This window comes from Acinetobacter sp. P1332, assembly GCF_044057475.1.
Lineage (GTDB): Bacteria > Pseudomonadota > Gammaproteobacteria > Pseudomonadales > Moraxellaceae > Acinetobacter > Acinetobacter johnsonii.
In genome coordinates, this window is the sequence record NZ_CP171157.1 from 724,189 (window position 1) to 749,503 (window position 25,315).

Sequence of the window (25,315 nt, forward strand, 5' to 3'; positions counted from 1 at the left end):
TTTTATGTAAAGGTGGCATGTGTATTTACATACTGAGTAATCAAAAAGCCTTCGAATCAATGTCCGAAGGCTTTTTTGTATGGGTTATTTTTTAGAGAACTTTTGAATATCTGCTAATACTTGTCCTGCATGGGTTTGGGTATTCACACTGCTGTAGTGATAGACCACCGTACCTTGTGGGTCAATCAGAAAGGTTTCACGTTTCGCAATTTTCGCGATGCCCAAGTTCCGCACGATGCCGAGTTGATTTGCCAGTTGATGATTGTTATCAGCCAAAATAGGGAAATTCAGTCCCAACTTTTTAGAAAATTTTTGATGCGACTGTACATCGTCCAAACTCACGCCTAAGACCACCGCATTATTTTTGCTAAATTGTGGGTAGAGTGCTTTAAACTGATTGGCTTCTTGGGTGCAGCCCGGCGAGTCATCCTTCGGATAAAAATATAACACCACCCATTTGCCTTGATATTGTTTGAGCTCATGCCATTTGGCATTTTGATCTTGTAACTTAAAACTCGGTGCGGGCTTGCCTACCCATTGTTTTTGGTCTGATGAAGCGCTTGAAAAAGCTGGTGCTGCATAAGTGGCGCTACTGATGGCACAGAAACTACCTAGCGAAATTAAGCTAATCGTTGCCATTTGCATTATTTTCATTGTGTAGGCTGTCCAGAAATGTATTTCATTGATCTTAGCAAATTTTAAGGCACTAAAGTGCTGAGATTCTGGTGTCTAAATCTGAATTATTTATTTAAATTTACTGTTCATTCAAAGGGCTTGCTTTGCAACGGAGTCTGAGGTTTTATACTGTTTGAAATTTACAGTTTTAGAGTCTGCATTGAATCAACGTATTTTACTCATCACGGGCTGGGGTGGTGGGACCAAGTTACTGCAACCTTTGTCTCATGCTTTGCAGCATAAAGGCCATTCGGTTGAGCTGATCAATATTTTTAATGGATTGGATACACAGGCGTTGCAGCAACATGCTGAACAAGCCAAAGATTTTGATATCATTATCGGTTGGTCTTTGGGGGGGCAACTGGCGACTTTATTGATCGATGCTGTTGAACAGCAGTATCAACAGCAAAAAGTATTAATTACTCTGGCTTCAAATCCGTGCTTTGTGGCGCATGAAAACTGGCCAACCGCGATGAGTCCAGCGACATTTAAAAGCTTTAAACAATCCTTCGAAGCAGATGCGATTGCAACCTTAAAGAAATTTGGATTTATGGTATGCCAAGGGACGGCAACCACCAAGCAAGATTTTTTGCAGTTGCAAAGTTTGATTCAGCCTCAGTCTTTAGATCTGTTAAAACAGGGACTCAATTGTTTAGAGCATTTAAATACGGTTGAGATCTTACACAATTATACGGGGCATCAACTCCACCTGCTGGCTAAACAAGATTTTTTAGTTAGCTACAAAGTCTTGGATAATTTAAAAGCTTTGGGTGCAAATTTTTTAGATGCGGTGCTTTTAAGTGGTTCACATGGACTTCCAGTTTTTCATGCCGATGAAGTAACTGACAAAATCTGCCAATATTTACAAAAAATGGATTAAACAATTCGCTGAGTGGCGAATATCGCAATTTCTTTTTGATGCGCGCAGGTTTAAGATCAGTCAAATTGAAATTTTGCTGTAACTGTAGTCGATATGGAGTTAAGGATGACTGAGATCAATGCCAAATTGGATGGTGAGTTGGATGACTTAGCATTTGATCGGGAACATATTTGGCATCCTTATACCTCGATGACCAATCCGCTCCCCACGTTTAAAGTTAAAAAAGCCTTTGGTTCAACCATTGAGTTAGATGATGGTCGTCAGCTGATTGATGGGATGTCTTCGTGGTGGTGCACCATACACGGCTATAACCACCCTGAACTGAATCAGGCCGTGACAGATCAGCTGCAAAACATGTCGCATATTATGTTTGGTGGTTTTAGCCATGATCCTGCCATTCAACTGGGCAAATTACTGTTGCAAATCACCCCACCAAGTTTAGATAAAATTTTCTATGCAGACTCGGGTTCTGTTGCGGTTGAAGTGGCGTTAAAAATGGCAGTTCAGTATTGGACTTCGCTTGGGAAACAAGACAAAACTAATTTTGTCACCCCGCGTTCGGGCTACCACGGTGATACATGGAATGCGATGTCGGTCTGTGATCCTGTCACAGGGATGCATCAAATTTTTGGTTCAAGTTTACCCAATCGTATTTTTGTTCCTGCACCGCAAGTTGCCTTTGATGCAGCATGGAATCAGGATGATATCCGTGAACTTGAAAACACCTTAGCAACACAGCATGAAAGTATCGCCGCGCTGATTATTGAGCCGATTGTTCAGGGTGCAGGAGGGATGCGTTTTTATCATCCTGAGTATTTACGGCAGGCCAAATTGCTCTGTGAAAAATACAGCGTTTTACTGATTTTTGATGAAATTGCGACGGGTTTTGGGCGTACGGGGAAACTTTTTGCTTGGGAGCATGCACAGGTCGAACCAGACATTATGTGTATGGGTAAAGGTTTAACAGGCGGCTATATGACCTTGTCTGCAACCTTAACCACAAAGCATATTGCTGAAATCATCAGTCGAGGCGAAGCGGGTGTGTTTATGCACGGCCCAACGTTTATGGCCAACCCCTTGGCGTGTGCGGTGGCGGCGAAAAGTACAGAACTCCTGATCTCACAAGATTGGCAAAGCAATATTCAACGCATTGAAACACAACTTCATACCGCTTTGACCCCGTTGCAGTCACTTGAATATGTTCATGAAGTTCGTGTATTGGGTGCCATCGGTGTGGTTGAGCTGACGTTTAATGTGGATATGAAAACCTTGCAACAGGAGTTTGTCCGCCGTGGTATTTGGGTGCGACCCTTTGGAAAACTGGTTTATGTGATGCCTCCTTATGTGATTACCTCACAGGAACTCAAGACCTTACTTGAGCAATTGGTTGAAGTGGTGGTGCAGATGCAGGAGCCTGTTGTATGAAGCATGTAGAACATTTTGCAGCACAACTGGATGTACTTAAACAGCAAGGCAATTTGCGCCAGTTTACGTCTAATGTGCAGCAAGGGCGGATGATTCGAATCCATGATCATGAGATGTTGAATTTGGCATCGAATGACTATCTAGGATTGGCTGCAAATATCGAATTACGTGAACAGTTTTTCGATGAAACACCGAATACACAGCGCTGGATGAGTTCAGCCTCTTCACGTTTATTGACGGGTAATTTTCCGGAATATGAACAGTTTGAAGCAAGCCTAAGTCGGGCTTTTCATGGTCGTGCTGCTTTGGTATTCAACAGCGGCTATCACATGAATATTGGTATTTTACCTGCGCTAGCGGACAGTAAAACCCTAATTCTGGCTGATAAATTAATTCATGCCAGCATGATTGATGGTATTCGTTTATCGACTGCGAAGCTGGTACGTTATCGCCATAATGACTTGGCACATTTGACTCAACTTTTACAGAAGTATCATACCGATGATACTTTTGAGCGAATCATTGTGGTGACGGAGTCCATTTTTAGTATGGATGGTGACGAAACTGATTTGGCTGAATTGGTTCGCATCAAAAAACAGTTTGAAAAAGTCATGCTCTATGTCGATGAAGCACATGGTATTGGTGTGCGTGGTGAGCAAGGTTTGGGCTGTGCCGAGCAATATCAAGTGATTGATGACATTGACTTTTTGGTTGGTGCTTTGGGTAAGGCTATGGCTTCAATCGGTGGCTATCTGATTTGTCACCCTGTGATTCGAGACTATCTCATCAATACTATGCGCCCATTGATTTTTAGTACGGCACAACCGCCGATATGCATGGCGTGGAGCAACTTTATCTTGCAACAAGTCTTGCGGTTAAAGACTGCACGACAGCATTTGCATAGTATCAGTCAGACCTTACAGCAAGCAGTTCAGGCCAAAGGTTTTGATTGTCCATCAACGTCTCAAATTGTCCCTGTGATCATCGGTGATTCGAGCAAAACGGTAGAGAAGGCGAAAGCTTTGCAACAAGCAGGTTTTTATATTATGCCTGTACGACCACCGACTGTGCCGCAGCATAGTTCTAGACTACGTATTTCCTTGACCGCTCAAGTTCGCCATACTGATTTAGATCAGTTGATTCAGTTGTTGTGAGTGAGTCGTGAAGAATTTAGAGATTGATAAAGCACAAGTCGCATTGCGCTTTGCTCAGGCAGGGCAAAGCTACAGTGAACATGCGGTTGTGCAAAAACAAATTGCACGCCGGCTTTTTAATTTAATCCAACGTCATGCTGCTAAAACGCAATTTGAGCGGGTGTTTGAAATTGGTTGTGGTTCAGGCAATTTAAGCCATCTTCTGCTGAACGATTTCCAAATTCAGCACTATTTACTGAATGACTTATATGCTGAGGTGCAGCAGCACTTTCAGGGTTATTCAAATATAGACTGGTTATTGGGCGATATTGAACAGCTTGTTTTTCCAGCTCATTTAGAACTGATTGTATCGACCTCTGCACTGCAGTGGATGACGAATCTTGATGCTGTTTTTCAGAAAGCGAATGACAGTCTGCTTCCACAAGGTCTATTTTGTTTTTCCACCTTTGGCGAGCGGAACTTACAAGAGATTAAGACTTTAACGGGGCAAGGTTTAGATTATGTCAACCTCGATCAACTACGGGAAAAATTGCAAAACCAAGGCTTTGAAGTTCTGCATTTGTCTGAACAAATTGAGTACTTAGACTTTGCGACACCGAAACAGGTACTGCAACATTTAAAAGCCACAGGTGTCACGGCAACTGCATCGAGCTTTCGTTGGACCAAGCACTCGCTTGAACGCTTTTATCAAGATTATCGACAATTTTCACAACTCGATACATCAGGACAGATTCATTATCGCCTGAGTTATCACCCTATTTATTGTATTGCACGGAGAATGCCATGACTGGATCAGTTTACTTTATCAGTGGAATCGATACAGGCATTGGGAAAACCTATACCACGGGCTACTTAGCCAAGCTTTGGAATGAACAAGGCCAAAAAACCATTACCCAAAAGCTAGTGCAAACGGGCAATGTTGATGTTTCTGAAGACATTGAACAGCATCGTAAAATTATGGGTATGGGCTGGTTTCCAGAAGATGACAGTAAGCTGACCATGCCTGAAATTTTTAGTTATCCTGCATCGCCACATTTAGCGACTAAAATTGATGGTCGTGAGATTGATTTTGCAAAAATCGAGCGTGCTACTCAGCAGCTGGCTGAAAAATATGAGGTGGTGTTGTTAGAAGGTGCGGGTGGTTTGATGGTGCCTTTAACCACAGATTTGCTTAGCATTGACTATATTGCAACCAAGCAACTGCCTGTAATTTTGGTGAGTTCGGGGCGTTTGGGCAGTATTAACCATACTATTTTAAGTTTAGAAGCACTGAAAAGTCGTGGTTTAGAGCTTTACGCTTTAGCCTATAACCTAAATGATGAATCTCAAGATGAACTCATTTCTAAAGATACTGCGACCTATTTAAAAGCTTATTTGGCGACACATTTTCCGCAAGCATTGTGGATCGACATCCCCGTATTGAAGTAATTCGTAGAGTCATTAAAAAAGAAAAAAACCGCTAACAGCAAAAGTTGTCAGCGGTTTTTTTGACGGTTTTATTTATTGATTACTCACGACTCCAATTTTTTTCACATCAAGGCGTTGGGCTGCGGCCATGACCATCGCAATGTATTTATATTCCGTTGCGCGGTCAGCTTTGAGTTTAATTTGGTCTTGATCTGCTTTTTGAGCAACGGTTTGAAACAAGGCTTCGAGCGCTTGTTTGGACTCCACAGCTTGTTCATTCCAAAACATTTTGCCTTGAGCATCTAAGCGTAGTTCCACGATTTCAGGTGGTTTTTCCTGAACTGGTGGTGGTGTGCCATTCGGGAGGTTGATATTAATGGCGTTGTTTGGCAATGGAATCGTGATAATGAACATAATCAGCAATACCAACATGACATCAATCAAAGGCGTCATGTTGACATCGAGCATGACATCTTCATCATCTTGATTGGAACCAACATTCATACCCATAGCTGAATCCTTCTTTGATTAAGGTGAAGAGGGCGGTGTGGTGACAAAGGCAATTTTGCCAATCCCCGCTTGCTGCGTGGTTGTAATGACTTGGTCAATCGCATCGTATGGCGTAAGTTGGTCACCACGAATGTGGACATCGGGCTGAGGTCTCTTTTGTGCCTCTGTCTGTAACCGAGAGAGTAATGTTGCTTTATCGGCAATGTAACTTTCATTCCAAAAAATATCGCCATTTTTATTGACTGCAAGTTGAATATTTTCAGGTTTGGTTTCATAAGGCACATTCCTTTCTTCAGGCAAATTGACTGGCACGGTATGAATCGCAACAGGCACTGTAATGAGGAAAATAATCAGTAAAACCAACATAATATCAACCAGTGGGGTGGTATTAATGGTTCCGATTACATCATCATCGCTGTCATTTGAATTTACCGTCATTCCCATGGCTGATTCCTCATGTTCTTATTTCATGTCACGGTTAACAGGATTGTTGGTGCTGATTTCACCACTTAACAACACCGCATGCAGGTCTGAACCGAAGGTACGAACTTCTTCCATCACGGCTTTATTCCGACGAGTTAACCAGTTGTAACCAAGCACTGCTGGAACAGCCACGGCTAAACCAATTGCAGTCATAATTAAGGCTTCACCCACAGGGCCTGCGACCTTATCAATAGATGCTTGACCCGATACCCCAATCGCGGTTAAAGCATGGTAAATGCCCCAAACGGTACCGAATAAACCCACGAAAGGTGCGGTTGAACCTACAGTTGCTAGAAAAGCCAGCCCACCACTTAAATGACTGTGAATTTTGTCGATAGCACGTTGAATCGAGATAGTGACCCAAGTATTAAAGTCAATACGCTCTAATAATGTTCCACCATGGTTTTTTGTCGACTTAATACCTTTTTCAGCGATAAAGCGATACACACTGGCATCATCTAAACCTTCAGTTGCAGTATCGAGAGAGGTTGCTTCCCAAAAGTTTTTATCGGCATTTTGGCCTTGTTTGCGAATTTTGCCTTGCTGTAAGCACTTGGTGATGATGATGTACCATGTCCCAATCGACATAATCACCAAAATAAACAGCGTCACTTTAGACACCAGATCACCTTCTTTCCACATTGCTTCTAAGCCATAAGGGTTATGTACTTTTTCTGAAGCAGAAGGTGCTTTCTCAGCTAAGGGTGGGGGAACAGGTGTTGCTGCTTTCTCAGTCGCAGTGACTGGTGTAGTCATTGTTGTAGTGGGCGCAGCGGTTTCCTCTGCGAAAACAGCTTGTAGAGGAAGTAATGTGCTCATTCCAAGTAGGCTTGCTGCGGTAAAGTTTTTTAAATTTTGCATTGTGTAACTCCTAATGTCGGCTGATCTTTTTCAATTATTCGAGAACAAATTCGTATGGGATGTCGAACCAAGCGCTTTGAGCTACGCCATCTTTCATTGCAGGTTTAAATGTGCACAAGCTATACGCTTTCGTTGCTGCTCGGTCTAAAGTACGGTCACCTGTTGAGCGTTTCACTTTGACTTCTTGCGCCTTACCATTGGTATCGACAAAGACCGAAATCAGTACGGTGCCAGAAATGCCACTCATCTCTGCTTCGCGTGGATAGCTTGGTGCTTTGCATCCAGCTTCACCTTCCGATACTCCACGTGTAACACCTGTGGGTTTGGGTGCAGGTGATGGAGTAGCGGCAGTCGGTGACGGAATTGGAGATGGGCTTGGAGAAGGCGATGATGCAACTGGCGTCGGCGTGCTTATCGTCGGTTTAGTGACGGGTGTAGCAACTGTTTTTTGCACTGGGACTACTTTTTCTACAGGTTTGGGGTCAGGCTGCTGCGCTACTTTTTCCACCATTTTCGGTGGCTCTGGTGGAACTTCTTTAGGTGGTTCAGGCTCAGGTGGCTTGATATCTTGCAGAATGACCAATTCCACAGGTTCGGTTGAGGGTTTAACAATATCTTTTGCCAAACCTGCCATTAGCACCAAGCCAACAAGAACATGTAAGAAAATCACAACGCCAATACCTGTGAGTTTTTTGGCGGAGTTTTTTTCTAAATCTTCAAATGTAGTGCCCATAGTTACTCCTAAAATTTAAGCCAAATCTACTTTTTAAAAGCATTGGATTGCACTTGGGAAAATCCATATATATCTGGTTAAAGTTGAGCATGTATAAACATCACCACAGATTGAATACTTCAATCTGTGGCTCAGATCCGCTTAGAACGTATATGTACCTCTTACATAGAAAGTACGTCCTGTTGGGTCGCTGTAACGTGGGTCATAGCCGTATTGGAAGTTATCGAGAACATTCGATGCAGCAGGTTCTTCATCAAATAGGTTTTTGATGCCACCCGTTAGGGTTAAGTTTTTGAAACCTTTATAGGTGCCTGCAATGTTGTAGAGGGTATAGTCGGGGACTTTGTGATTATCAAAGCCTTCTTCACCTGTTGCATTTTGGTCGTGATAGCCTCGGAAAAATTGCTGTTCAAAGACCAATTTCCAGTCTTCATAGCTCCAGTTGATGTTTGCGGTATGTTTCCAGCGCAGTACTGCAGGGTCATCATAAACGCCCACTAAGCCCTCCCAGTCTCCATCTTTTTCTTCTTGGTAGTCATTTTTGATGACATAGGTTCCATTAATTCCAAAGCCAAACCGACCTGTTGATGTCATAGGAGTCAGGTAGTCTAAGCTAATGTCGATCCCTTCTGTTTTGATGCCACCTGTATTCATTAAAGTGGTATTGATGTATTGGATACGACCATCTGCATCTCGCACAAAGCGATCTGCATATTTGGTTGGATCTTCGAAAATGGAGGTTTCACCCGTTAAGCCAATAAGATTCTCAATTTCGATATTGTAGTAATCGACTGCTAAGACTAGGTTCTTAAGGGGCTCAAAAACAAAGCCTGCTGTAAATGTGGTTGATTCTTCGGGCTGAAGCTCAGAGTTACCACCTTGCATACGCTTAAACTGGGTATTACATTCTGTTTGATATTGCGGTGAAGTTGCTACGCCACCTGGACAGAGCACAGGGTCATCGTATTTTGCCCCCGTGTAAGTTTGGCTTTGCGGTGCATTAATTTCATATAAGCTTGGTGCACGGAAACCTGTACTGTAAGTACTTCGGAACATTAATTGCTTTAAAGGTTCCCAGCGTAAACCCACTTTCGGGTTGAAGGTGTCGCCAAAGTCACTGTAGTCATCATAACGTGCTGCAAGTTGCGCTTCTAAAGTTGAGGTAATCGGAATTTGTAGCTCTGAGAAAACGGCTGTAATGTCGCGGTCACCCTTACTGATAGGTTTGTCAGGGTCAATGCCACTACCTGGGACAAGTCGAACAAGATCTGAGTTTACCTTTGCTTCCCAGTCTTGTGTGGTAAAGCTACCACCGAAGGCAAAGCCCACATCACCCGCAGGAAGTGTGAAAATTGGACGGCTGATCGTAAAGTCAAAGGTGGTGGAGTCTAAGGTCGCATCATTGGTCGTACCGCTGACTTCTAATGAACTCCAAACACTTGAATCCGCTGAAGGACCAAAGGGGTTAATGGTACCGTTATCTAGTCCTTCTTGTAGTTGACTACGATTTAAATAGCCACTAACGAAACTGTCCTTTGCTTTACCTTTTGCATAGGTCACGCCGCTGTCGATGTTCCAGCCATATGCTTCACCTTCAATCCCTGCAAAAATACGATGTGATTCATTGGTTGTCTTAGAAACACGGTTACCTGCTTGTGAGCGTAGGTAGAGTTGTAAAGGATCACCACTTAAACCGGGAACAGCAGGAGTGATACTTTCACCTGGATAGTATTGGCTTCCTTTGGGAAGTGTCACAGATCGGCTATAGACATCGGGTGCGATTGAGGTAGTGACTTCATTTTTTGCATATACATATTCAGCAATCGCGTTGAATTGGTCACTGAGTTTGAACGTTGCACGCCCTAGTGCCGATAAGTCTTCTGTTTCTGGTTGAATACCAATCAAGGCTTGAGTGTTTAAAAAACACAGACCATCTTCCGCAACGACATTAGGAGTGTTATTACAGTTGGCATTACCGTAAGGATTGGCTAATACACCACTGGTTGGGTCATAGAAGTTAGCAGGAAAACCATTCGCAGAGCCAGCATCGATCCCTAATTCAGGTAAAAGCCCACCACGACGGCTAACTTTACGGTCTTTGGCCATAATTTCTTTAGACTTTTGGTAGCTGATTGCGCCATATACGTTAAAACCTTGTTCGTCTAAGTCGCCATAGCCACCAAAGATAGAGACATCGTATTCTTCCCCCCCTTTTTCTTCGGGTTTGAGTACACCGCTGCTGATACCGAAACCTTCATATTGTTTTTTTGTGATGAAGTTGATCACCCCAGCAATGGCATCTGCGCCATATACCGCGGATGCACCATCTCGAAGGACTTCAATTCGTTCAACCATTGCTAGAGGAATTGTATTGAGGTTGGTTTCAGAGGTACTAAAAGGGCTATAAGCCAAACGGCGGCCGTTTAATAATACTAAGGTTTTGTCTGGACCTAGGCCACGCAAGTTAGCTGTTGAACCAGAGGTATTACTTGCCCCCACGTTTTGCGCGGTTGTGTAACCCGCTTGGTTGGCACTGATTTTGGTTAAAGCTTCTTCGGCAGTTGTGACGCCTTGTTGCGCAAGCTCTTCAACTTTAATGACGGTAATGGGTGAAGAACTTTGAGCTGCAACTCCTTTGATAGAGGAGCCAGTGACAGTCACTTTAGCAACTTTTTTAGTTGGTTCTGCTGAGACTGAGCTTTCGGTTTCTTCTGCATGAGCTAAAGACAAACACATCATACTTAAAGTCAGGGTACTTAGTTTAAGTAGTGATTTGCTGATGGTTGGGGTCCCCATAGATCGAACAAGTTTGTTTTTTTGCATCGTAAATTCAACCCTTCTTTTTCTATATTTAGCGGTATTGCTGTGCTGATGGAGTGCAAGGCAAATGCCAACTTTCAGGGATAGACAAAAGACTGTGAATTAAGTTATTGGAAAATATTGTTTTATTTTATTATTTGTATGGATTTATGTAACTTTTTTTCATTTTTCTAGAATTTAAAAAATTAAAATGGCAAAAAATTACTTATAAATCGATTAAAAAATAATCATAAAAAGATTATTCATATAATAAGTGATCAAAAATGAGTCGTTATTTTTTGAATTTTTAATACAAAATCTTATTTGTAATTATACTGAAATTTTAATATTTATCTTTAATAAATAAATGCTTGTGATGTTTTATTTGGTTTTTTGTATTTCTTGTGATGTTCGAATTTGAATCATTGGTGTATTAAATCTGTGCAATAGTTTATTTAAATTGAATGTTTAAAAATAGCTACTAATTGGCAAAATGTTCCGATGTGAGTTGAGCCTCTCATTTATAACTAATTAATATCCATATATTTTTCTTACAAAATGTTAAATTAGAATGATAAAAAAATAGGCGTGGCATGATATTCGCTTTATTGCTGAGGTGAAGATTTGCCTATGACCGTTTTTTAAATTTTGATAATTAAAATTTAATTTATAAAACATGGGTTTATGTTTTAAGTTTTTGTCAGTGTTGTCTGAAAAATAAAACACTGACATTGAACATGGATGGCATGAGATCACCTTGCTTAAAAAAAAGATGTGTATAGGTATGAACTTGAATTCAAAAAAACTGAAGCTTGCTGCTTTATCCCTTGCGATGGGTTTTGGCTTTTCTGCCTATGCAAAGTCGCCTGCAGATCCAAACAAAGTATTAAATATTGCTTATGAAGCGCCTGATGATGGTTTTGATACGGTTAAAACCTATAATTTTTATAGTGGTAGTATTGCCCAAGCCATTTTTGAACCACTTTTAAAATACGATTATTTGGCGCGCCCCGCTCAATTGGTTCCAAATACAGCAGTGGCGATGCCAAAAATAGAACAAGAGGGCAAAGTCTATATCTTTAAAATTCAGCCCAATATTTATTTTAGCGATGATGCGGCCTTCAAAGGCAAGCCGCGAGAGTTGGTGGCGCAGGATTATATTTATTCCATGATGAGGATTATGGACCCGAAAAACCGCTCACCGACCTATTCATTTATTGAAGGCAAAATTGTCGGTGGCGATGCTGCTGTTGCTCAAGCCAAGAAAACAGGCCAGTTTAATTATGATGCCGCGATTTCGGGTTTAAAAGCCCTCGATAAATACACACTACAAATCACATTGACCCGTCCTGACTATAACTTTCCCTATATCTTAGCCTATGCCACATTTAGTGGAACAGCGCGGGAAGTGGTGGAGTTTTATGGGGATCGAATTGCGCAGCATCCAGTGGGGACAGGGCCTTATCAACTGAGTAAATATGTACCGCGGAGTCGTATTGAACTGGTGGCCAACCCGAAATATCGTGGTTTTACATGGAACTTTAAATCTACAGGTTCGAGTTGGGACAATCGTCTGGTCAAGGAGATGCAAGGCAAAAAAATGCCGCAAATCGGCAAAGTCAGCGTCAGTATTATTGAAGAAGAACAGTCTCGCTGGCTCGCGTTCAAATCGGGACAACTCGATTTTGACAAACTGACTTCCAATGCGGTACCACAGGCTTTAAATGGTAAGCAACTCAAACCTGAACTGGTCAAGCAAGGCATTCAACATTTTCCCAATAAAGACGCTGAAATCACCTATACCATGTTTAATATGCAAGACCCTACAGTGGGTGGTTTTGGGCTTGAAAAAGTTGCATTAAGACGTGCGATTAGTCTGGCTTATAACCAAGCAGAAGCCATTAAACAACTGTATAAAGGGCAGGCGGTGAAGTCGGAGATGTTGGTGCCTGAGGGGGTACAAGGCTTTAATCCGAATTATCGGAGTAGCGTGGCCTATAACCCACTCTTGGCGAATAAATTACTGGATCGTTTCGGTTATAAGAAGGGAGCAGATGGTTACCGTCGACTACCGAATGGTCAGCCTTTAACGCTCAAGTTTATGACTGAAAACAGTTCCAGTTCGGTGATTCAATCTGAACTGTGGAAGAAAAATTTAGATGCGATTGGTCTGCGTGCTGACTTTGTGGTGAGTAACTTTGCTGACAATTTAAAAGCAGCGATGCAATGTAAATACATGATCTGGGGCGGGGCTTGGATTGCGGACTATCCTGAAGGGGAAAACTTTGCCCAACTGCTGTATGGGCCCAATTCGGCTCAGGGCAATCTCAGTTGCTACCAGTCCAAAGCCTATGATGCACTTTATACGCAGGCTATGGCCTTACCACCTCCTCAGCGTTTGCCATTTTATGAAAAACTCAGTCGTCAAATTGAGGCCGATAATCCATGGATTATTCATAACAGTCGTATTCGAAATTGGTTGTTACATCCACAAGTTCAGGGTTTTAAAGCACATCCGATGATGAACACCAATTGGCAGTATTTGGATATTCAGCCCATAAAAAAATAATTGAGATGTAGAAAATAATGAGAGATCTAAATCAGAAATTGAAACGATGGGGTTTGGGGATTTTGGCAGGCAGCATTCTGCTGAGTAGTTCAGTTTCCAGTTTTGCACAAAGCCCTGCCGACCCGAAAAAAGTTTTACGTTATGTTTTTCCTGTGGCTGAAACAGGCTTTGACCCTGCGGGCGTGCATGACTTGTACTCGGCCCATGTTAATGGATCGATTTTTGAAACGTTGTTTACCTATGATTATTTGGCCTCACCTGCGAAATTGGTACCACGAACAGCTGCGGCTTTACCCGAGGTGAGCCCGGATGGATTGACCTATACCATTCGTTTGCAAAAGGGGATTTATTTTGCTGCAGACCCAGTGTTTAAAGGTAAAAAGCGTGAGCTGACTTCGGCTGATTATGTGTATACCTTTAAGCGTTTACTGGATCCGAGTTTGCATTCACCCAACAGTTGGTTATTTGATGGGCGAATCTTAGGGATGGAGGCTTTGCTGAAACAGGCGAAGAAAACGGGAAAATTCAATTACGACCAATCTGTCGCGGGCTTGCAAACACCAGACCGTTATACCTTGGTTATTCGCCTGACCAGCCCAGATCAGAACTTTCCAATGTTGCTTGCGCATCAGCCTGCAGGCGCGGTTGCACGGGAAGTTATCGAAAAATATCGTGACAAAGCGGGTTTTGTGATGGGGCATCCAATAGGAACGGGGCCATATATGCTCAGTCGTTGGACGCCGGGTTCGCGGATTATTTTAAAGGCCAATCCTGATTTCCGAAGTTTTGTTTGGAACTTTAAAGCCAGTACGCCTGAGGACCAAAAGATCGTCAAAGCCATGCAAGGCAAAAAGATGCCGCAAATTGGCGAGATTGATATTCAGGTAATGGAAGAGGGGCAATCACGCTGGTTGTCTTTTATTAAAGATGAAGTGGATTTGTTTGCCTTAGATGGTGAGTTGACGGTTCAAGCCTTGCAAAATGGAAAACTAAAACCGGAATTGGTCAAGAAAGGCGTACAGCTGTCACGGATCACCGATCCTTCGATTGACTATCATTATTGGAATATGCAAAACCCAATAGTCGGCGGCTTAAGTAAAGATAAAATTGCCCTGCGCCGTGCCATGGCGATGGCATTTTCAGCCGATAACTACATCAATATTTTACAAAAAGGCGATTCGCAAAAACTGCAAGCACCGATTCCAAGTGGTGTGGTGGGCTACGATCCCAATTATCGAAGCAGTATTCCTTACTCAGTCAAAGCGGCAAATTTATTGTTAGATCGTTATCACTATAAAGTAGCTGCGGATGGTTGGCGTACTCAGCCGAATGGGAAACCTTTGGTGATTGAGATGACGCTTTCGGGTAATAATTTACGCAGTCAACAACAGGCCGAGTTTTGGAAGAAAACTTTAGACAGTATCCAAATCAGAATGACCACCAAGTCGATGCCTTTTGCTGAGGCTTTGAAATTAGAAAAACAATGTAAAACCATGTTTAAAGCATCAGCATGGATTGCAGACTACCCAGATGCAGATAACTTTATGCAGCTGTTTTATGGCAAGAACATCAAGATCACCAACAATGGCTGCGTCAAAATTCCTGAATATGACCACCTATATGAACAAGCCCAAAAGATGATACCGAGCCCAGAGCGCGATGCAATCTACGCCAAAATGTCGCGTCTGCTAGAGGTGTATATGCCTGTGCAGGTGATTGGTGCGCGTTACCGTAATATCTTGGCACAACCGCGTGTGATTGGTTTTAAAAAGCATCCCATACTGCCCGCAGAGTGGATGTATATCGATATTGATTTGAAGAAATAGAAATTAAACAAAACTGGAGTCATGATGAAAAAGCAACATTTTAAATTCACTGCATTGTGCATGTTGGGCCTAGGGATGAGTCAGATGGCTTTGGCGGAAACAGCACCGCGCCAAACATTACCCAGCTTTCAAGCCAAAGACATCCCTACAATGTGTAATGCCAAAATTGCGGATGTGAAAAAGCAACTTAAAACGTTTGAAAATAAGCCCCTTAAAAACGAAACGGCGGCAGCGCCTATATTGGCTGAATGGGATCGTATTTTTGCATCATTTGAAGATTTTTACGGCCCGATTGGTCTGTATAGCAATGTTGACCCTGATGAAGCACTGCGTAAAGCGGCTGAAGACTGTGAAATTAAAATTAGCCAATTCCAAACCGATGTGTATCAGAATCCAAAGCTATATCAACAAATTAAGAAAATTAAAATTGCTGATCCGATTGAAGCCAAGTTCCGTGAAGATATTTTGGAGGGCTTTGAAAAAACTGGGATACAGCTTTCAGCGGATAAACAAGCACGCTTAAAAGCGATTTTTGATGAACTGGCAAAAATTGAACAAGAGTATGCGCGTAATGTACGTGATAATCCTGAAAAACTCGAATTTAGCCTTGATGAGCTAAAAGGCCTGCCACAAAGTTATATCGACGGCTTAAAGAAAAATGACAAAGGCAATTATTTACTCGGTTTTGAGTATCCCGATTATCGTCCTTTTATGGAGTTGGCAGATAACGATGATGCACGTAAGCGTTATCAAATTGCATTTACCCGACGTGGCGGTGAGAAAAATCTGGCGCTGCTGAAGCAAGCCATGGACTTACGTTATGAGTTAGCCAAACTGTTTGGTAAGTCCAGTTATGCCGAGTGGGTACTGAAAAGTCGTATGGCGAAAACCCCTGAAACCGTGAATAAATTCTTGGCAGAGGTACATGCTACCGTAGCACCCCTAGAGAAAAAGGAAGTCCAAACTCTACGTGAGTTTAAAGCGCGAAGTTTAAATATTCCTGTTGAGCAAGCTAGTATTGAGCGTTGGAGCGAAGCATATTGGAGTGAAAAATTACGCAAAGCCAAGTATCAGGTCGACCAAGAACAGCTACGTCAGTATTTTCCAACGCAAGCCTCTCAAGACTGGCTATTTGCCATTTCTGAAAACCTGTATGGCATCAAGTTTAAGCCTGCCAAAGTCGAGGTTTGGCAAGATGAAGTGGAATATTACGATGTGACCGATGCCAAAACAGGGCAACTGCTCGGTGGTTTATATATGGATAAATTTCCACGTAAAGGCAAATATGGACATGCTGCTGTGTGGGGTGTTTATGGCGGAAGTAGCCTAACAGGGCGCAAACCAATTTCAGCACTGGTCACTAACTTTAACCGCAATGGTTTAAATAGCGATGAGTTAGAAACTTTTGTACATGAGTTTGGTCATGCGTTGCATGGCATTTTATCTAACACACGTTTTTCATCTCAGTCAGGAACTTCAGTTGAACGAGACTTTGTCGAAGCCCCGTCACAAATGTATGAGGAATGGGCACGACGCAAAGAGACTTTGTCAAAGGTGGCGGACTACTGCAAACCTGACTGCCCACGTGTGGATGATGCGCTGATTGCCAAACTCAATGCCGTGCATAGTTATGGGCGTGGTTTGCATTATGCTCGTCAGACGTTGTATGCGCAGTATGACATGGCGCTACATGGCAGTGATGCACGAGAGGTTCAGCCCTTAAAGGTTTGGGAAAAAATGGAAGGGGAAACGGCTTTGGGTTATGTTCCAACCACCGAGTTTCCGGGGCAGTTTGGTCACATCATGGGCGGTTATCAAGTCGGGTATTACGGTTATATGTGGTCAGAAGTGATGGCGTTGGACATGCTTTCAGCCTTTGGTGATAACTTAAATAACCCTGAAGTGGGACAGCACTATCGTCAAACCATTTTGTCCCAAGGTGGTCAAAAACCTGCCAAAGCATTGGTCAAAGACTTTTTGGGTCGTGAACCTGATAACAAAGCCTTTTTCGATGAAATTACCGGTCAACGGGTGAAATAAGGGGCATTTTTATGCTGGCATATATTATTCGTCGAATTTGGCAAATGATCCCGACCATGCTTGGGGTGGTGTTGCTGATTTTCTTCTTGTTTAACTGGGTCGGTGGCGACCCTGCCTATATTTTGGCAGGGAAAATGTCGAACCCTGAACAGATTGAAAATATCCGACAGCAGCTTGGGGTCGATCAGCCCTATTATGTGCAACTGTGGATTTTCATTAAGCAGATTTTGACTTTTGATTATGGGTTAAGTTGGAGTACAGGAGAGTCAGTATCGCAAATCATCACGACACGACTCGGGCCTTCACTGACTTTGCTCATTCCACTGACGATCTTACAAACCATCATTTCTATTGTGTTGGCTTTGGCGGTAGCAGCGGTACGCGGCAGTTTAACGGATCGTATGGTGATGATGCTGTGTACGATTGGCATGTCGATCAGTATCTTGGTGTATATCATTGTTTTTCAGTATGTCTTTGCCTATCAGCTGAGCTGGTTTCCAGTCCAAGGCTGGAGTGATAGCTTTAGCGAAAACCTGTTTAAGTATGCTTTATTACCTATTCTGATCATGTTGGTGGTCAGTATTGCCCCGACTTTACGGTTGTATCGTAGTTTTGTTTTGGATGAAGTCAATCAAGACTATGTTCGTACTGCACGTGCCAAAGGAATTGGCGAACGGCGCATTTTAGGTGTGCATGTGCTACGCAATGCCTCGATTCCAATTATTACAGACGTGATGGCAAGTTTGCCTGCTTTGCTGATTGGTGCATTTTTGATTGAGCGTTTCTTTGGTATTCCGGGCATTGGTCGTGAAGTGATTATTGCGGTAGAGCGTAGTGATTTTCCTGTGATTAAAGCCATTACTGTGTACGTTGCTCTCGCAACGATGTTTTTCAACTTGATTGCCGATTTGATTTATAAATGGGTCGATCCACGTGTACAGTTGAAGTAGGTGAATTATGCTCAGTGTTCTCACTAAAAGAAAACCAGATACTGCTGAACCTACAACAGCATCTACAGGGCTATGGCAACTCGCCATGCGCCGTTTAAAGCGCGATCGAATCGCCATGTTTTCCCTCCTAATCGTACTGTTTTATTTGGTGCTGTTAATTTTGTCATCCACAGGATTGATTGCAAAAGACTGGAATAAAGAAGTCGCGGTGAGTTATGCACCGCCTACGTTTATCGGTGCAGCAGCGATACCTGCTACGCAAAGTGAAACACAAAAAGTCGAAGCGGCTGTGCCTGAAAACCCTGTCGATCCTTTAAAAGATGTGATTCGTGAGCTCAACGCAGAAATTGCTGCTGAACAGGGTGTAGGTGGTGCTATTGATTACTATGGGGTTGTTGATCCTTTAGCTGAAGACATGAAAGCGATTGACCAAGCGCTGGATGGTCATTTACTAGATCAGCAAGCGGAACTCAAGCAAAGCCTGATTTTAGGTGCCGACAAATGGGGACAAAGTGTTTTACTGAAAACCATTAAAGGCGCAGAAACATCAATTATTGTGGGCTTAGTCGCAGCTTTTCTTGCTGTCGTGATTGGTACCGTTCTAGGTGCAATTTCGGGCTACTTTGGTGGCTGGATCGATGATGTCTTGAACTGGTTTTATAACATTTTTACTTCGATTCCTTATCTGCTCTTGGTTTTAGCGATTGCTGCAGTACTACAACAAAAAGGCGTCTTATCCATTGTTTTGATTTTGGGTTTAACGGGGTGGACGGGAGTATATCGTTTAATTCGTGCCGAATATATGAAGCATACTTCGCGGGAATATGTGCTGGCGGCAAAAGCGATTGGAGTGAGTCATAGCCGACGTATCTTTGTGCATATATTTCCCAATGTCAGTCATATTGCACTGGTTCAAATGTCAATTTTAGTGGTGGCCTTTATTAAGTCAGAAGTGATTTTGAGCTTCCTAGGTTTTGGTGTCCCTGTCGGTGTGGTGTCATGGGGCAGCATGTTGAATGAGGCGCAAAGTGAATTGATTTTAGGCAAGTGGTGGCAGTTAGCGGCTGCATCTGTGGCGATGGCTGTTCTGGTCACTGCATTTTCAATGTTTACCGATGCACTGCGAGATGCATTAGACCCGAAACTGAAATAGGAGCATGAGAATGTCTGAACTCAATCATATGACAGCGCCAGCCTTACTTCAGGTGGAAAACTTGCGTGTCAGCTTTAAAAATGAAGAAAAGCAGTACATTGAAACAGTCAAAGGCATCAGTTTTAGTATTCCAGTGAATACAACTGTGGCCTTGGTTGGGGAGTCAGGCAGTGGGAAGTCGGTCACATCGCTAGCGACCATGGGACTATTGCCTCCTGAAAGTAGTCAAATTGCTTTGGACAGTAAAATTCTGTTTGAGGGGAAAAACCTACTCGACTTACCGCGCCGTGAAATGCGGAAAAAGTGCGGCAAAGATATTGCCATGATTTTTCAAGAGCCGATGTCATCACTGAATCCTGTGTTTACGGTAGGTTCACAAATTGCAGAAATTTTGCAGTTACATTTGGGCATGAGCCGTAAGCAGGCGCGTGTACGTGCTTTGGAACTCTTGATAGAAGTTGGGATTCCATCTCCTGAAACCAAGATTGATGCATATCCGGGGCAATTGTCGGGTGGGCAGCAGCAGCGTGTTATGATTGCCATGGCAATTGCGTGTAAACCCAAACTATTGATTGCCGATGAACCGACGACAGCGCTGGATGTCACCATTCAAAAGCAAATTTTAAATTTGCTGGAGTCGTTGCGGAAGAAGCATCAAATGTCGATGCTGTTTATTACCCATGATTTGGCTTTGGTCGGGGAAATTGCCGATCAGGTTATCGTAATGCGGCAGGGTCAAATTCGTGAACAAGGCAGGGTTAAAGATGTGCTTGAACGCCCTCAAGATGTCTATACCAAAGCGTTGTTGCATTGCCGTCCGCAACTATCTAAACGTCCCATGCGTTTGCCCATGATCAGTGACTTTATGCAACAAAAGGGCGATGACTATATTGAAACGCATACTGTCGATGTCGAGTCACTTCAACAAAGATCTCGCGGCTTAACTGGCCAAGAAGAGATCATTTTAGATGTACGTGACCTTAAAAAGTCATTTTATAGTCGTAAAGGATTATTCGGCAAAGAGGAGTTTCAAGCGGTCAAAGGCGTGAGTTTCCAACTGGCAAAAGGCAAGACTTTGGGCTTGGTGGGTGAGTCTGGTTCGGGGAAAACCACCATTGGATTATTGCTGATGCGTTTACAGGAGGCGACAGGAGGAAAAGCGCTGTTTGAAGGTCAAGATATTTTGGCCATGTCAGAAAAAGAGTTTGCTCGGTATCAACGCAAGATTCAAATCATTTTCCAAAATCCCTATGCATCACTCAATCCTCGTTTTACTGTAGGGCAGATTTTAATGGAGCCGATGCAAGTGCATCGTATCGGGGCGGATGATACTGAACGCAAACAGATGGCTTTGGACTTGTTGGAACGCGTGAGCTTACCTGCACAGGCTTTTTATCGTTATCCACATGAGTTTTCAGGCGGACAGCGTCAACGTATTGCTATTGCCCGCTGTCTAACTTTAAAACCTGAGGTTTTGATTTGTGATGAGTCGGTATCAGCATTGGATGTTTCGGTACAAGCCCAAGTACTGAATTTGCTACAAGATTTACAGGATGAATTTGGACTGAGTTATATCTTTATTTCACATGATTTATCAGTGGTGAAATATATTTCAGATCAAATCATGGTGATGAACCATGGTGATTTGGTGGAAATAGCCAATTCAGATGATTTGTACCAGTCACCGCAGCACGAATATACCAAACGCTTACTCAGTGCTATTCCACAAAGTGTGTCATGAATGGGTGGTGGCTGTTGGCGGGAGAATAAAAACGCTCAATAGGTTGGGCGTTTTTTATGAGGAGCTTGCAGCTTGTTCGTGTTACAGAATAGAAAGTGATTATTGCAGCGTAAACACATATAAAAAGAGCCACTCGAAAGTGGCTCAAATTTTGACTTTAAAAATTAAAACTTTTTAAAGCCTTTATTTCCAAAAGGTTTACGTGGCGCATTTTCATCACGCGTGTCGCGTTGACCATAAGTGCCTTTGTTGCCAAAGTTCTCTGGACGGCTGTCACGTTGTGCATAGCCTGAGTTTTGGCGTGGTTCACGTTGACCATAACCAGTTTGTGCATTGTCCTGACGACGTTGGCTATGTCCATTTGGATTTTCACGGCGTTCACGATTGAAAGCTGGCTTCGCTTGTTGTTGGCCTTCATCTTCATTGTCACGGCGCTGTTGGCGTAAGAAACCACCACGACGCGCAGCCATTGGTTTTTCTTGCATACGTTCAGTACGACGTTTTGCCATGCCGTATAAACCAGTGCCTTGGCGCGGCTTTAGCTCAACCGCTTTGGTTAAGTTGTCGATGTCGTTTTTGTCCAACTCCATCCAACGACCGGTACGTAGTTCGCGTGGTAAAATAACCGTGCCATAACGTGTGCGGAGTAGACGGCTGACTTTTAAACCTTGCGATTCAAAAATACGACGTACTTCGCGGTTACGACCTTCTTTTACCACCACTTGATACCAACGGTTAATCCCTTCACCGCCAATTTCAGAGAATGACTCAAATTTCGCTGGGCCATCATCTAACACCACACCTTTGAGCATGTTGTTCTTAATTTGAGGCGTCACTTCACCCATAACACGTACAGCATACTCACGTTCAACTTCATTTGATGGGTGCATCAAGCGATTCGCGAGTTCGCCATCATTTGTGAACAATAGTAGACCTGTTGAGTTAATATCCAGACGACCCACCATCACCCAGCGATCATTCGCGATTGCAGGTAATTGATCAAATACCGTTGGACGTGACTCAGGGTCATTGCGTGAACAAATTTCGCCCTCTGGTTTATAGTAAATCAGAACACGACGACGAATTTCATCTTCAATTTGGAACGATACTTTACGACCATCGATGCGAAGCTCATCACCTGGTTCAATACGTTCGCCTACTTGGGCAACTTGGCCGTTGACACTCACACGACCAGCGGCAATGACTTCTTCCATATAACGGCGAGAACCCAAACCAACTCGTGCGAGTACCTTTTGCAACTTTTCACTCATGACAGCATAACCTTAGAAATTATCATCAACAGTTCACCTATTTACGACTTCGGTGCATTCGCATCGAGCGCCATAAAAGCTTCCTTGGCATCCTGCAGGGGAGGCAACTGACCTAAAGAATTTAGGCCAAATGCATTTAAAAATTGGGGCGTCGTAACTAACAACGCAGGTCTTCCTGGGAGTTCACGAAAACCAGATTCTTTAATCCAGTTCCAATCAAATAACGTGCGTAACAGTTGACTGTTATTTGAGACTCCTCGAATTTGTTCTATATCTGCTCGAGTGACGGGTTGATGATAGGCAACCACGGCCAACATTTCGAGTAGCGATGGCGAGAGACGAGTTGGTCGCTCTGGCCACGTTTGTGCAACGATTTGACGGTATTTTGCTCGAACTTGAAAACGAAAACCTTGAGCAGTTTCAATCAGTTCAATCGAACGACCATGTTGTAACATGGCAAGTTGTTGTAAAAACTGGCGTAAATCTTGTTTGCTATATTGATTTTGGAACGATTCTTTCAATCGTGCAAGTGAAACAGGCGCATCACTGGCAAAAATAATCGCTTCTAACTGCATCAACACTTCATGCAAGTTATCTTCATTTGTTACAGGAGCGGTTTGTTCTAACATTATTTTTTGACTCCTTGTATCGAAAGCGGTGCTTCAACACCTGAACTCACAATTTGAATACGTTGCTGACGGGTTAGCTCTAAAATGGCCATAAACGTCACGACCATGCCCATACGACCTTGGATGGGACGCAGTAAAGATTCAAAAACTAAAACTTCACCTGAAGCGACTTTGCTTTCAATAAAAGCCATGCGCTCTTCAAGTAAAACTGGTTCTTGTGCAATTTGATGGGTAATCGGCTCAGGTCGGTTAAATACACAGAACAGTGCATCACGTAGCTGTTGCACATCATGACCGTCATTATTATCTAGAGTTTGGCCTAAGCTGACATTGGTTGAGAAGGTGTCTCGCTCTAATATAGGCATTTGCCCCAAGCGTTCAGCCGCTTGTTTAATTCGTAGGTAAGTTTCTAAACGGTCAATCAGCTCTTGTTTTGGGTCTTTTTCAATTTGGATTGCATTGGGTGCTTTTGGCAATAGCAAACGTGACTTTAAATCAGCCAAGAGCGCGGCCATCACCATATAGTCTGCTGTCAGCTCAATGTTAAGCGACTTCATGGCATCCATATAAGACAGGTATTGCGCTGCAATCGGGGCAATATCTAACTGTAATAAGTCAAAGCCATTTTTTTGAATCAGGTAAATCAGAAAGTCGAGTGGTCCTTCAAAATGCTCTAAAAGAATTTCAAATGCAGCGGGAGGAATATATAAATCCTCAGGGATGGAGTCATGCCACTCATCCATAACACGGATTTGTGGGAGATCTTCCATGGCATTATGGACGGATTGATTCATTACAGTTATTGGCCACGCGAATTTTCAAAGGCATGATTATGTTTTTTCGAATCAGTACTTAGGAGAAAAAGTAGAGGTGATTTAAAAAATACATAATTTTAATAGGGCTTAGTGTAAAACAAATTGCGGTGTGAATACATGATTTCACCGACCAAATAACAAAAAAAGCTGTAAATAAATATAGAGTATTTATTTGTGTGATGCTTTTTATCCACTGATGTCGTAGCTAAATTTGCAGAAATGGGGTGGGTTTGAGACAACTTGGCACACTTAGGGCCTAGTCCTGTGGTTTGCAAAATAATCGATTTGCTGCAGATAGTTAGATGGGTGATACAGATTTATTGAGATTAGATTAGTGATGGACAACGCTTTAATTTTATAAATGGTTTGAAAGAGTGAAGAGAGTAGCTGAAGCTCAAGTTAATGTCAGTTGACGCCAAAGAAAAGATTTACTCAGGTGCTTGTAGCGCAAATTCAATGATGCGCTGACAGCTGTCTTGTAGGCAGAGATTTTTGGGTTCGAGGTATTTGAAATATTGTTGGATGGTCGAGATCGGTAGGAAATAGTTGTACAGATTCTTTTCCCACATAATGCAGTTGATTGAGCTATGGCGTTGCACCAAAGTCTCGGACTCAAGCGTCCAAGGACGCTGCACATATAAATTATGTTGCTCGGGAAATTGGTTGAGATTGAGCAAAACCATAAACAGGGTCATGTTGATCTCTTGAGAATGTGAGATTCAGTTTCCCTAGCGAATAAATGCAGCGCATCACTCAAATGCGCTGACATCGCCAAGCCCACGGCGAATCACTTCAGGGTGATCACCTGATAAGTCGACAATACTGGTGGTGCTCAAGGTACCCAGCCCGCTGTCGATAAACACATCAATTCGTTTTGATAGTTGCATTTCTATATCATAGGGATCATCCAGTGGTTCTTCCTGATTCGGCAGGATTAAGGTACTGGTTAGTAGTGGTTCACCCAACTCTTTGAGTAACATTTGGCACACTGGGTTACTTGGAATACGTAAACCAATGGTTTTTTTCTTCGGATGCATCAAGCGTTTAGGCACTTCACTGGTTGCAGGCAAAATGAACGTGGTCACGGCTGGTGTATTGTTTTTCAGTAAACGATACATAGCATTGTCGACTTTGGCATAAGTGGCAATATCGGACAGATCCGCGCAAATGATGGCATATTGATGTTTGGCCCCAAGGCCGCGAATTTGAGCAATCCGCTCCATGGCATTTTTATTCCCAATCTGGCAGCCAATGGCATAAGCGGCATCGGTCGGGTACACCACCACATCGCCTGCGCGAATCCGTTCTACTGCTTGGCTGATTGAGCGTGCTTGAGGGTTATCAGGATGGACTCTTAAATGAAGCATCGTTTTTATCTCCTGATGGTTTTTTCA

The 25,315-nt window shown here is 43.0% G+C and carries 22 protein-coding genes; 11 read left to right on the forward strand and 11 right to left on the reverse strand.

The window, feature by feature from the left end; all coding sequences use genetic code 11:
* Positions 1 to 84: 84 nt before the first annotated feature.
* Positions 85 to 654 carry a peroxiredoxin gene (locus ACFN7Z_RS03515; RefSeq protein WP_029575099.1) on the reverse strand — a complete coding sequence of 190 codons (570 nt, stop codon included), beginning with the start codon at positions 652 to 654 and terminating at the stop codon, positions 85 to 87.
* Between the two features lie 154 nt (positions 655 to 808).
* On the opposite strand from ACFN7Z_RS03515, the gene ACFN7Z_RS03520 reads away from it, so the two are divergent.
* The 5 genes from ACFN7Z_RS03520 to bioD all read left to right on the forward strand — a co-directional run bounded on the left by ACFN7Z_RS03520 (position 809) and on the right by bioD (position 5,562).
* The gene (locus ACFN7Z_RS03520) at positions 809 to 1,555 is read left to right on the forward strand and encodes a hydrolase (RefSeq protein ID WP_010327390.1); all 747 of its coding nucleotides are present in this window, start codon (positions 809 to 811) and stop codon (positions 1,553 to 1,555) included.
* A 105-nt stretch (positions 1,556 to 1,660) separates the two neighbouring features.
* The gene (gene bioA, locus ACFN7Z_RS03525; protein WP_010327389.1) at positions 1,661 to 2,980 is read left to right on the forward strand and encodes an adenosylmethionine--8-amino-7-oxononanoate transaminase; all 1,320 of its coding nucleotides are present in this window, start codon (positions 1,661 to 1,663) and stop codon (positions 2,978 to 2,980) included.
* A complete protein-coding gene (locus ACFN7Z_RS03530; protein ID WP_010327388.1) occupies positions 2,977 to 4,134 on the forward strand; it encodes an 8-amino-7-oxononanoate synthase in 1,158 nt (385 codons plus the stop codon). Before bioA ends, ACFN7Z_RS03530 begins: the two co-directional genes overlap by 4 nt.
* Positions 4,135 to 4,141: 7 nt before the next feature.
* On the forward strand, positions 4,142 to 4,921 hold the full coding sequence (gene bioC / locus ACFN7Z_RS03535) for a malonyl-ACP O-methyltransferase BioC (protein WP_010327387.1): 780 nt from the start codon (positions 4,142 to 4,144) through the stop codon (positions 4,919 to 4,921).
* The gene (gene bioD, locus ACFN7Z_RS03540; protein ID WP_010327386.1) at positions 4,918 to 5,562 is read left to right on the forward strand and encodes a dethiobiotin synthase; all 645 of its coding nucleotides are present in this window, start codon (positions 4,918 to 4,920) and stop codon (positions 5,560 to 5,562) included. The genes bioC and bioD overlap by 4 nt, the downstream gene beginning before the upstream one ends.
* A gap of 72 nt (positions 5,563 to 5,634) precedes the next feature.
* On the opposite strand, the gene ACFN7Z_RS03545 is transcribed toward bioD, so the two are convergent.
* The 5 genes from ACFN7Z_RS03545 to ACFN7Z_RS03565 form a co-directional block, all read right to left on the reverse strand.
* Positions 5,635 to 6,051: a biopolymer transporter ExbD gene (locus tag ACFN7Z_RS03545; protein WP_004695313.1), complete on the reverse strand. Its 417-nt coding sequence runs from the start codon at positions 6,049 to 6,051 to the stop codon at positions 5,635 to 5,637.
* A gap of 18 nt (positions 6,052 to 6,069) precedes the next feature.
* The gene (locus ACFN7Z_RS03550; RefSeq protein ID WP_010327380.1) at positions 6,070 to 6,495 is read right to left on the reverse strand and encodes a biopolymer transporter ExbD; all 426 of its coding nucleotides are present in this window, start codon (positions 6,493 to 6,495) and stop codon (positions 6,070 to 6,072) included.
* Positions 6,496 to 6,513: 18 nt separating this feature from the next.
* Positions 6,514 to 7,395, reverse strand: a complete 882-nt coding sequence (locus ACFN7Z_RS03555; protein WP_010327379.1) for a MotA/TolQ/ExbB proton channel family protein — start codon at positions 7,393 to 7,395, stop codon at positions 6,514 to 6,516.
* 34 nt (positions 7,396 to 7,429) lie between these two features.
* Positions 7,430 to 8,128: an energy transducer TonB gene (locus ACFN7Z_RS03560; RefSeq protein ID WP_010327378.1), complete on the reverse strand. Its 699-nt coding sequence runs from the start codon at positions 8,126 to 8,128 to the stop codon at positions 7,430 to 7,432.
* 141 nt (positions 8,129 to 8,269) lie between these two features.
* A complete protein-coding gene (locus ACFN7Z_RS03565) occupies positions 8,270 to 10,951 on the reverse strand; it encodes a TonB-dependent receptor (protein ID WP_010327377.1) in 2,682 nt (893 codons plus the stop codon).
* Between the two features lie 754 nt (positions 10,952 to 11,705).
* On the opposite strand from ACFN7Z_RS03565, the gene ACFN7Z_RS03570 reads away from it, so the two are divergent.
* From ACFN7Z_RS03570 to ACFN7Z_RS03595, 6 genes are read left to right on the forward strand one after another with little or no spacing between them, the layout of a single operon-like run.
* Complete coding sequence (locus ACFN7Z_RS03570; protein WP_165382158.1) at positions 11,706 to 13,496, forward strand: ABC transporter substrate-binding protein; 1,791 nt, start codon at positions 11,706 to 11,708, stop codon at positions 13,494 to 13,496.
* A gap of 17 nt (positions 13,497 to 13,513) precedes the next feature.
* Positions 13,514 to 15,322 carry an ABC transporter substrate-binding protein gene (locus ACFN7Z_RS03575; RefSeq protein ID WP_010327375.1) on the forward strand — a complete coding sequence of 603 codons (1,809 nt, stop codon included), beginning with the start codon at positions 13,514 to 13,516 and terminating at the stop codon, positions 15,320 to 15,322.
* Between the two features lie 24 nt (positions 15,323 to 15,346).
* Positions 15,347 to 17,362: a M3 family metallopeptidase gene (locus ACFN7Z_RS03580; protein WP_010327374.1), complete on the forward strand. Its 2,016-nt coding sequence runs from the start codon at positions 15,347 to 15,349 to the stop codon at positions 17,360 to 17,362.
* 11 nt (positions 17,363 to 17,373) lie between these two features.
* Positions 17,374 to 18,312: an ABC transporter permease gene (locus ACFN7Z_RS03585; RefSeq protein WP_004695335.1), complete on the forward strand. Its 939-nt coding sequence runs from the start codon at positions 17,374 to 17,376 to the stop codon at positions 18,310 to 18,312.
* A gap of 7 nt (positions 18,313 to 18,319) precedes the next feature.
* Positions 18,320 to 19,465, forward strand: coding sequence for an ABC transporter permease (locus ACFN7Z_RS03590; RefSeq protein WP_010327373.1), 1,146 nt, complete (start codon positions 18,320 to 18,322; stop codon positions 19,463 to 19,465).
* A gap of 10 nt (positions 19,466 to 19,475) precedes the next feature.
* On the forward strand, positions 19,476 to 21,206 hold the full coding sequence (locus ACFN7Z_RS03595; protein WP_010327372.1) for an ABC transporter ATP-binding protein: 1,731 nt from the start codon (positions 19,476 to 19,478) through the stop codon (positions 21,204 to 21,206).
* 164 nt (positions 21,207 to 21,370) lie between these two features.
* Here the strand turns inward: ACFN7Z_RS03595 and rluB are convergent, their stop codons facing one another.
* The 5 genes from rluB to ACFN7Z_RS03620 all read right to left on the reverse strand — a co-directional run bounded on the left by rluB (position 21,371) and on the right by ACFN7Z_RS03620 (position 25,288).
* The gene (rluB, locus tag ACFN7Z_RS03600; protein ID WP_010327371.1) at positions 21,371 to 22,477 is read right to left on the reverse strand and encodes a 23S rRNA pseudouridine(2605) synthase RluB; all 1,107 of its coding nucleotides are present in this window, start codon (positions 22,475 to 22,477) and stop codon (positions 21,371 to 21,373) included.
* Between the two features lie 41 nt (positions 22,478 to 22,518).
* Positions 22,519 to 23,106 (reverse strand): SMC-Scp complex subunit ScpB, encoded by a 588-nt coding sequence (gene scpB / locus ACFN7Z_RS03605; protein WP_010327370.1) that lies wholly within the window; start codon positions 23,104 to 23,106, stop codon positions 22,519 to 22,521.
* Positions 23,106 to 23,900, reverse strand: a complete 795-nt coding sequence (locus tag ACFN7Z_RS03610; RefSeq protein WP_005400316.1) for a ScpA family protein — start codon at positions 23,898 to 23,900, stop codon at positions 23,106 to 23,108. Before ACFN7Z_RS03610 ends, scpB begins: the two co-directional genes overlap by 1 nt.
* A gap of 449 nt (positions 23,901 to 24,349) precedes the next feature.
* Positions 24,350 to 24,616 carry a hypothetical protein gene (locus tag ACFN7Z_RS03615; RefSeq protein WP_010327369.1) on the reverse strand — a complete coding sequence of 89 codons (267 nt, stop codon included), beginning with the start codon at positions 24,614 to 24,616 and terminating at the stop codon, positions 24,350 to 24,352.
* 54 nt (positions 24,617 to 24,670) lie between these two features.
* Positions 24,671 to 25,288 (reverse strand): L-threonylcarbamoyladenylate synthase, encoded by a 618-nt coding sequence (locus ACFN7Z_RS03620; protein WP_004695345.1) that lies wholly within the window; start codon positions 25,286 to 25,288, stop codon positions 24,671 to 24,673.
* Positions 25,289 to 25,315: the final 27 nt, after the last annotated feature.

Bases quoted from the DNA above. Each gene is read 5' to 3' on its own strand.
- ACFN7Z_RS03515 (WP_029575099.1), bottom strand. From the start codon at position 654: ATGAAAATAATGCAAATGGCAACGATTAGCTTAATTTCGCTAGGTAGT.
- bioA (WP_010327389.1), top strand. From the start codon at position 1,661: ATGACTGAGATCAATGCCAAATTGGATGGTGAGTTGGATGACTTAGCA.
- ACFN7Z_RS03530 (WP_010327388.1), top strand. From the start codon at position 2,977: ATGAAGCATGTAGAACATTTTGCAGCACAACTGGATGTACTTAAACAG.
- bioD (WP_010327386.1), top strand. From the start codon at position 4,918: ATGACTGGATCAGTTTACTTTATCAGTGGAATCGATACAGGCATTGGG.
- ACFN7Z_RS03545 (WP_004695313.1), bottom strand. From the start codon at position 6,051: ATGGGTATGAATGTTGGTTCCAATCAAGATGATGAAGATGTCATGCTC.
- ACFN7Z_RS03550 (WP_010327380.1), bottom strand. From the start codon at position 6,495: ATGGGAATGACGGTAAATTCAAATGACAGCGATGATGATGTAATCGGA.
- ACFN7Z_RS03555 (WP_010327379.1), bottom strand. From the start codon at position 7,395: ATGCAAAATTTAAAAAACTTTACCGCAGCAAGCCTACTTGGAATGAGC.
- ACFN7Z_RS03560 (WP_010327378.1), bottom strand. From the start codon at position 8,128: ATGGGCACTACATTTGAAGATTTAGAAAAAAACTCCGCCAAAAAACTC.
- ACFN7Z_RS03565 (WP_010327377.1), bottom strand. From the start codon at position 10,951: ATGCAAAAAAACAAACTTGTTCGATCTATGGGGACCCCAACCATCAGC.
- ACFN7Z_RS03575 (WP_010327375.1), top strand. From the start codon at position 13,514: ATGAGAGATCTAAATCAGAAATTGAAACGATGGGGTTTGGGGATTTTG.
- ACFN7Z_RS03580 (WP_010327374.1), top strand. From the start codon at position 15,347: ATGAAAAAGCAACATTTTAAATTCACTGCATTGTGCATGTTGGGCCTA.
- ACFN7Z_RS03585 (WP_004695335.1), top strand. From the start codon at position 17,374: ATGCTGGCATATATTATTCGTCGAATTTGGCAAATGATCCCGACCATG.
- ACFN7Z_RS03590 (WP_010327373.1), top strand. From the start codon at position 18,320: ATGCTCAGTGTTCTCACTAAAAGAAAACCAGATACTGCTGAACCTACA.
- ACFN7Z_RS03595 (WP_010327372.1), top strand. From the start codon at position 19,476: ATGTCTGAACTCAATCATATGACAGCGCCAGCCTTACTTCAGGTGGAA.
- rluB (WP_010327371.1), bottom strand. From the start codon at position 22,477: ATGAGTGAAAAGTTGCAAAAGGTACTCGCACGAGTTGGTTTGGGTTCT.
- scpB (WP_010327370.1), bottom strand. From the start codon at position 23,106: ATGTTAGAACAAACCGCTCCTGTAACAAATGAAGATAACTTGCATGAA.
- ACFN7Z_RS03610 (WP_005400316.1), bottom strand. From the start codon at position 23,900: ATGAATCAATCCGTCCATAATGCCATGGAAGATCTCCCACAAATCCGT.
- ACFN7Z_RS03615 (WP_010327369.1), bottom strand. From the start codon at position 24,616: ATGACCCTGTTTATGGTTTTGCTCAATCTCAACCAATTTCCCGAGCAA.
- ACFN7Z_RS03620 (WP_004695345.1), bottom strand. From the start codon at position 25,288: ATGCTTCATTTAAGAGTCCATCCTGATAACCCTCAAGCACGCTCAATC.